Raw genomic sequence first — 8241 nt, 5'->3', positions numbered from 1 at the left:
TACTAAATTCCTTTTTGTGCTTTCTTCAATATTATTACAAAAGTGACTCAACAATTGTTAATTTTATTGCTTATTTTTATAATTCTGATATTCATTTTAATGAGTCGTTACTACTCAATTCACGGGCTTTAGGTTTTTCAATGGGACCAAATAGTAATGCTGTTATTATATTACTATGTTTATTTTTTATTTTTTTCAAATATAAACCAACCAGCAAATTACAATCCTTTTTAAAATATATAACGATTACTCTAGGTATTATTAGTTTAATATTATCGCAATCACAAACTGGTATTATAGCATTAATAGCGATATCAATTTATTTGATAGTAATGTATTTTATAAAAAAACCTCAAATTATAACTGTTTGTACATTATTTATTACTTTTTTTGCAGTAATTATTATAGCAAATACTTCTTTATTAGATAAGCTAAGCGATAAAAATGGAGGATTATATTATTTATCTACCCTATTTAAACAAGGGACTGAAAGAAGTTCATATCAAATTAGAATAGAAAAAAGGAATGCTATGATCGATACAGCAATAAGTAAGCCTTTCTATTCATTTATAGGATGGGGCAAAGATTATTTTGGAGATGAATCAAGTGCAACTGATAATGAACACCTTTATATTGCCCTAATATATGGTCCCATTATTTGGATATTGATATTATCAGTAGCATTCTACTATGGTAGTATTTATACGATAAAATATCTTTACTCTAAAAATTTTGAATTACTTCTCGTTCCTACAACTATGTTATGCTGGGTGATTGTTGCTATTCCCGCAGCTTTTATAACTTATCCCGAAGCTCTAATATTAAGTGCCTTACTGCTAAATAATAGTAAACGATATGAATACTAAATTATTATCATTCCTTTTCGGGAATCTAGGTGTTTTTTCTATACGCTTTCTTTATTTTATAATATTAACATTTATCTTAGATCTTAAAGAAATAGCTGAGTTCACAACATGCATATCTATCAGTGGAATTCTTCTATGTATTTGTAATTATGGCAATTATAATCTTTTCATGCGAAGAAGTTCCAAAGGGGAAGATAGTAAAAAAATCTTGGGTGAATATATATTCACATCCATTATATTGCTATTCTTATTTTCAGTTATTTTTTATATTTATTCTCAGTATAAACAGTACTTTTTAGGAGTCAGAACTGAAAATCTATTATTAATACTTATTTCCGAGTATTTCTTTTCTGCAGTTCCTGGAATATTTAAAGCATATGCTCTTTCTGAGTATAATCAGAAAATTCTATTAGATTCTATTACAAATATAATAACATCATTACTTCTTTTAATATGCTCATCGCTGTTATGGTATTTTTATTATACCTCTAATTCTTATGTTTATTCGTATTGGATAAATATGTACTTATTGATTGGTGTTATATCTTTTATTATAAGAATTTTAATATGGAAAAAAAATATTGTCTTACCTAGCATAAAACAAATAATTCCAAATTTATTTATCCAATTAAAGTCCGGAAATAACTTTATGTTTTCATCTGTATTTAGAAATTTTTATTTAAATATTGATAAAATACTAATTTTAAATCTATTAGGAAAAGAAGTAGCCGGATACTATGCTATTTCATTTAGATTTTTTAATGTTCTTCTTATGATATTGAATAGTATCTCAGGTGTTAAAGAAGCAAAATTATATCAATTATATGAAGAGTCTTTTTTGAAGTTTAAGAGTGAAATAAAAGCTATAAATAATCTTAGTTTAAAATATTTTATTTTTTCCATACCTCTATGGATAGTTGTTGCTATAAGTATATATTATTTCTACCCTTTATCATGCCTGTATATATTCATAATGCTTATGCTTATCTGTCCTATTCAATTACTATCTTTTACCATGCTAAATGCACTAAATAGCATAGGCCTTGAAAACCAAAGACTATCTTTGATGATATTTAGTGTACTAATTAATTGTATAATATCTTTTTCTCTATCAACATACATATCATGGGGTGCTATAGTTATTGGTATACTCATATCAAATATAATTATAGTTGCATCTTCTAAATATTATATATACACATATGAATATAAAAATTTTTAACCCTTTAAATAAAATAACAGCAAGATGAAAAAAATAGTCATTTTGATACCGACACTAACTACTGGTGGTGGAGAAAAAATAGCCACTGAAAATGCTAATGATTTGTCGAGTAATGGATATGATGTAACTATTATTGTTCCTAGAGGAAATATTCAACAAAAACTATCACCACAAGTTACAGTTTATAGCGGAAGTAGTAGAAATTTACTTTCTGATTGGCTTTTTTGTAGAGAAAAATTAAACAAGGTTAATCCAGATGTCGTTTTATCTTATATGGAAAGAGCAAATTTCATCAATATAATTACTTCATGGCAGAAAAAATGGCGAATAATAACATCTATTCACACAGTCCCATCCGTTGCTTATAAAAAAAGAGGTTTACTCAATAGAATATTTATATTTTTTACAATGAAGCTCATTAAAATCAATAATATTCCTGTAATTTGTGTATCCAAAGGAATAATGCATGAACTGAATAAAAAATACAGAATAAAAAATAACTATTATGTCCCTAACTATTTATCAGTTGATTTAAAAAAAGATATCATTCACTTAAACGTAGAAAAGAATATTGTTTTCGGATTTGTAGGAAGATTAAGTAAAATAAAAGGATGTGATATTTTTATTGATGCTATTTTGTTAGCTATAAAAGAAGATATAGCAAAAAATAAAATTTTTTGGATTATTGGTGATGGTATACAGAAAGATGAACTTTTAGAAAAATGTAAAAAAGAGGATATTCTTGATAGAATTAAATTTTGGGGAAATAAAGAAAACACTAGTGATTTATTTCGTGAAATCGATTACTTAGTAATTCCCTCTTATGTTGAAGGGTTTGGACTAGTTATATTAGAAGGACTATATTACGGATGTAATAATATATATTCTTTATGTAAATATGGCCCTGCTGAAATCATGAGTAATTTTCATCAATTCAATGATTCATATGCTATTCCAGATCCTAGTATTAATAGAGCCACCACAGTAAAACAATTATCTCAATTAATTAAAAAGTTAAATAACAAAAAAAATTTAATGACTCTTCAAACAAAAAGAGAGATTATATCAAGGGCATTTAGTAGAGAATCATCGTTGAAAAAGATGTTAGAAATAATAGAAAAGGAATAGCATGAAATATTTAATATTTTCGGGTTGGTGGTGCGATAACAATGAAAAAACAGATAAAAGGAATAAGTATATTGGTGATGATTCTATTAGAGATAAAGAATTTCATAAAAAATGGTATGATTGTATTAACAAATATACTTCTCCTGAAAAAATACTGATAATAGATTCTAACTCACCAATAAAACCAGATTTAAATCTCGACCCTAGAATCGAGTTATTATCCTTAAATAATAATTTTGGACATTCCACAAATCATGAAGGTACTATGTGTGGGTATACTAGATCATGTTTGCTCGGCATATACTATGCTTTTTTATGTGATTTAGACTATTGTATTTATATAGAGCAGGATTCTTTAATAAAAGGAAATAATATTATTGAAGAAGCAATAAAAAAAATGAAAAAACCTTATATGTTTGGTTCTGCAAAAGGAACTCCTAACGCTCTTCAGCAATCTTTTTTCATTATTAGAAAAGATGGATATATTCCTTTTCTTACCAGGATGAATGGTTTCAAATCCACCTGTAATAAATTGGCTCCTGAAAATAAATTTGCAATCGCTACAAGTTCATTTTTATCAAAATTACCTGAATGTATTTTTTATTTAAGAGGTATAGGACGATTATTATCATATTGGCCAAGCTTTGATATTCTTCCATTCGGATATGGTAGAAGTAGACCAATAAATTTTAATGATCAATACTTATACTTTCAACATGGTAGTGTAGAAGAATTAGAACGTTTTAAACATAGTGCAAATAATGATACTTTTAAAAATTAAGATAAGTTAACTAATTATGAAAATCACCATCTCCGGTACCGGCTATGTCGGTCTATCTAACGGGATACTCCTTTCCCAGCACAACAAAGTTGTTGCATTAGATATCAATAAAGAAAAAGTCGAACTATTAAACCAAAAAATCTCTCCTATCTCTGATAAAGAAATTGAAGAGTTTTTAGCCACTAAAGAGCTCGACTTTACAGCAACTTTAGATAAAGAATTCGCTTATAAAGATGCTGAATTTGTTATCATTGCCACTCCTACCGATTATGATCCTAAAACTAACTACTTTAACACCTCTTCTGTAGAGTCGGTTATTCGTGATGTTTTAGAATATAATCCAAACACCACTATGATTATAAAATCAACCATTCCAGTTGGTTTTACTAAACAGATGAGAGAAAAATATCATACCGATAATATTATCTTCTCTCCTGAGTTCTTACGTGAAGGTCGCGCCCTTTACGATAACCTTTATCCATCTCGTATTGTGATTGGTGAGCAATCTGCAAGAGCAGAGAAATTTGCTGAGCTTTTACAACAAGGTGCGTTCAAAAAAGATATTGATGTTCTTTTTACTGATTCTACAGAAGCAGAAGCAATTAAGTTATTTGCTAATACTTATCTCGCACTGCGTGTTGCTTATTTTAATGAACTCGATAGCTACGCCCAAGCTTACAATTTAAATGCAAGACAAATTATTGAAGGTGTCTGTTTAGATCCACGTATTGGTAATCACTATAACAATCCATCATTTGGTTATGGTGGCTACTGCTTACCAAAAGATACTAAACAACTGTTAGCCAACTACGAATCAGTGCCTAATAATATCATTGGCGCCATTGTGGAAGCTAACCGCACCCGTAAAGACTTTATTGCTGATTCTATTATCGCTAAATCACCGAAGATTGTTGGTGTTTATCGTTTAATTATGAAATCAGGCTCTGATAATTTCCGCTCATCTTCAATCCAAGGCATTATGAAGCGTATTAAAGCAAAAGGCATTGAAGTAGTGATTTATGAGCCAGAAATGAAAGAAGAGACTTTTTTTAACTCAAAACTCATTCGTGATTTAGATGCGTTTAAAGCCATGTCTGATGTCATTATTACCAATAGAATGGCTTCAGCGCTAAACGATGTGGAAGAAAAAGTTTATACTCGTGATCTCTTTGGTAACGATTAATTTATTTCTTAATATGGGCAGTAATTCTGATGTTATCTAAAGGTACTAATTTTTTAATATCAATCATTATGCCATCGTATAATTCAGGTGAGTATATACGAAAATCAATTGATTCTGTTCTCAATCAGTCATATAAAAATTTTGAGTTAATTATTATTGATGATTGCTCTTCCGATAATACCGTTGACATAATAACCTCATATCAAGATAAGAGGATAAAGTTATTAAAAAATGAAACTAACCAAGGTGCAGGAATTACTCGTAATAAAGGATTATTACTTTCTAATGGCCGTTTTATTTGCTTTTTAGATAGTGATGATACTTGGAGGCCTGATAAGCTAGAAAAGCAACTTACATTTATGTTATCTAATAATATAGATTTTTGCTTTTCTGCTTATGACAGGGTTTCTGAAGATAATGCTTTTATCTGTAGAATTGGTGTTCCTGAGAAAGTGAATTATTCAGATATGCTAAAAGTCTGTTCTATCGGTTGTTTAACGGTTATGTTTGATAAGGATAAATTTACTGATTTCTCAATGCCTTCAATAAGAAAAAGACAAGATTATGCCTTATGGCTAAAACTACTTAAACAAACACCTTACGCATATGGAATAAACGAACCTCTTGGTTTTTATAACATAAGAGAGAACTCAATTTCATCAAATAAGCTAAATGCTGCAAAATACCAATGGAAAATTTATAGAGAGATAGAGGATCTTAATCTATTTTATGCTTCTTATTATTTTTTCCATTATGCTTTTAATGGCTTTTTCAGATCTAAGCTCCCTTCTTTAGCCAAAAAATTAGGTCTATTGAGATAATATTTATTTCCATATCTTTTCTTAGGCTGTATATGCTCAATATCGTCTTATTTGAACCCGAAATTCCACCGAATACGGGTAATATTATCCGCCTGTGTGCCAACACAGGCTTTCATCTTCATTTGATCCAACCATTGGGTTTTACTTGGGATGATAAACGGCTACGCCGTGCAGGGCTTGATTATCGTGAGTTTGCTGATATCAAACAGCATCACGATTATTATGCTTTTTTAGAAAGTGAAGGTTTAAGCCCTGATAATGCACAATCCCCGACAGGTGCACGATTGTTTGCATTAACCACTAAAGGTACCCCCGCCCATAGTAATGTAAATTATCAAGATGGGGATTATCTGCTCTTTGGCCCTGAGACACGAGGTTTACCACCTTATGTTCTGGATAATATGCCAACACAACAAAAAATCCGTGTACCAATGTTAGCGGATAGTCGTAGTATGAATCTTTCTAATACGGTTGCCGTGGTTGTTTTTGAGGCATGGCGCCAATTGGGCTATCCGGGTGCGTTATTAAGAGATTAGTTTTACTAATTATTGCTTATATTATTTCAAAAACGCTTTGCATTCTTGATAAAGCGTTTTTATTTATCATCATTTTGCGGTTTACCGCTTAAAATTAGGTTATAACATGCATAATGTTACATTATCTTTTAAATATTCTCATCATATAAGCCAGTATATATATGGTTTTTTACTTTTAAGTAAAAACAATATAATAAAACTATCTAATATAGATAAAGATACAAATATCACTGGAGCGCAGCATATATTAAGAGCAAATATTGATGGTAAAAAAATAATATATGATGCAAATGATGGCGATCATATAGATAGAGGTTTTTTTTCTATTCCTGATTATGAATGGTGTGATTTATATTTTAAAAGAAGTTATTCCAATCAATTAGCGGAACAATTTCCTAAATGTAGACCTCTTGGGTTTAATTATGAAATAAAGCCTTTTTATGGAATGATAGATCGTTTTTTTGGTAATATTCGTAGGTTAATGGGTAAAGAAATTATAAAGCATACTGATTTAGAAATCATACCTAACGTATCAAATAATCCTAAAATATTATTTCTAACTAGGTTGTGGGAACCTAACCCGATTAAAGATAATGCGTCAAAAATTGAGTTAGAATACTACAATGAAACAATACAACTTAATAAAGTCAGAATGGATGCATTGAATATGATCCATACCCAATTCAATGAAAGATCTACTATTGGCATTAATGATATTCCATATTCAAGAAGAATGGCGCCAGATTTTATATTACCGAAAGAAAAAACACATCGAAGAAATTTTATTAATATGATGAAAGAACATGAAATATGTATTACATCAACAGGGTTACATAAATCAACAGGATGGCGTTTTGGAGAATTTGTAGCTGCATCTCGCGCTATTATTTCTGAACCATTAAATTACGTAGTTCCTGGTAATTTTGATAATTACCTTCCTTTCAATAATATTGAAGAATTATATCTGGCAATTGAAAAGCTGGTTAATGATAAAGAGTTAAGATATGACATGATGAAAAGAAACAATATTTATTATAATAATTATTTAAAACCAGATAGGTTAATATTAAATACAATAACTTCATTATAATTAACTATTTTTAATATACAATTGGCTGATAAAATTTATCATATCTTATTTAGGACTTTATACCCGCCTGATATCGGCAATCACTTTCGTGATATACCGACACCCTTCACCCACATCCTTTAATACTAATGCATGGGCGCCAATAATCGCATTATCACCAATCTTAATCTCTCCACCAATAATGGATGAATTACAGCCAATATAAACATGGTTTCCTACTTGGATATTGGCTTTTCCCCCTTTCTCTTTTACGCCAATAGTCACCCCTTGCATAATAGTGACATATTCCCCCAGTTGGCAGTAATTAGTCAGTACAATGCCAATCGGGTGTGGTAAAGAAAGGCCTTTACCAATACGAGTTTTTAACGAGATATCATTACAGTATTTACGGTTATTGCTAGCACCGATCCGAATACCTAATTTATGTAAAAAACGATAGGGAGAGAAATAAAAATACTGTGCTACCCGCCACCAAAATAGGTAACGGGAACGCTGACAGAAAAATACTCGATGAAATAGTCTTAACCAACTAAAGGTTTTTTTATCACCAATATATTCAGCCTGTAAGCAATCTTTTAGTTCAGCAAGGGTAACCTTAGCTTGGGCATGCATAG

Annotated in this window: 9 protein-coding genes; 8 read left to right on the top strand and 1 reads right to left on the bottom strand. The window is 29.9% G+C overall.

The features are described 5' to 3' along the window. The 8 genes from AACU95_RS12290 to AACU95_RS12260 all read left to right on the top strand — a co-directional run. Window positions 1-866 (top strand): O-antigen ligase family protein (locus AACU95_RS12290; protein WP_237612005.1); only part of this gene is annotated, 866 nt, incomplete at its 5' end. After that, window positions 856-2088 carry an oligosaccharide flippase family protein gene (locus AACU95_RS17950; RefSeq protein WP_036919507.1) on the top strand — a complete coding sequence of 411 codons (1233 nt, stop codon included), beginning with the start codon at window positions 856-858 and terminating at the stop codon, window positions 2086-2088. The genes AACU95_RS12290 and AACU95_RS17950, both read left to right, overlap by 11 nt. A 24-nt stretch (window positions 2089-2112) precedes the next feature. Continuing rightward, entirely contained in the window at window positions 2113-3216 is a 1104-nt protein-coding gene (locus AACU95_RS12285) for a glycosyltransferase (protein ID WP_052124577.1), read from the top strand. Window position 3217: 1 nt separating this feature from the next. Next, window positions 3218-3997 carry a hypothetical protein gene (locus AACU95_RS12280; protein WP_036919505.1) on the top strand — a complete coding sequence of 260 codons (780 nt, stop codon included), beginning with the start codon at window positions 3218-3220 and terminating at the stop codon, window positions 3995-3997. A 16-nt stretch (window positions 3998-4013) separates the two neighbouring features. Continuing rightward, window positions 4014-5180, top strand: a complete 1167-nt coding sequence (locus AACU95_RS12275) for a nucleotide sugar dehydrogenase (RefSeq protein ID WP_036919501.1) — start codon at window positions 4014-4016, stop codon at window positions 5178-5180. 29 nt (window positions 5181-5209) lie between these two features. Then, window positions 5210-6001 (top strand): glycosyltransferase family 2 protein, encoded by a 792-nt coding sequence (locus tag AACU95_RS12270; protein ID WP_036919498.1) that lies wholly within the window; start codon window positions 5210-5212, stop codon window positions 5999-6001. A gap of 32 nt (window positions 6002-6033) precedes the next feature. Then, a complete protein-coding gene (gene trmL / locus AACU95_RS12265) occupies window positions 6034-6537 on the top strand; it encodes a tRNA (uridine(34)/cytosine(34)/5-carboxymethylaminomethyluridine(34)-2'-O)-methyltransferase TrmL (protein WP_049203090.1) in 504 nt (167 codons plus the stop codon). Between the two features lie 106 nt (window positions 6538-6643). Further along, window positions 6644-7627, top strand: coding sequence for a hypothetical protein (locus tag AACU95_RS12260; RefSeq protein ID WP_161737074.1), 984 nt, complete (start codon window positions 6644-6646; stop codon window positions 7625-7627). Between the two features lie 57 nt (window positions 7628-7684). Here the strand turns inward: AACU95_RS12260 and AACU95_RS12255 are convergent, their stop codons facing one another. Continuing rightward, a complete protein-coding gene (locus tag AACU95_RS12255; protein ID WP_141192079.1) occupies window positions 7685-8239 on the bottom strand; it encodes a serine acetyltransferase in 555 nt (184 codons plus the stop codon). Between the last annotated feature and the right edge of the window lie 2 nt (window positions 8240-8241).

It is taken from the genome of Proteus sp. G4415 (assembly GCF_963896075.1).
GTDB classification, from domain to species: Bacteria; Pseudomonadota; Gammaproteobacteria; order Enterobacterales; family Enterobacteriaceae; genus Proteus; species Proteus mirabilis.
The sequence above is the reverse complement of the archived record's forward strand: the minus strand, read 5'-3'. Positions and strand labels throughout refer to the sequence as shown.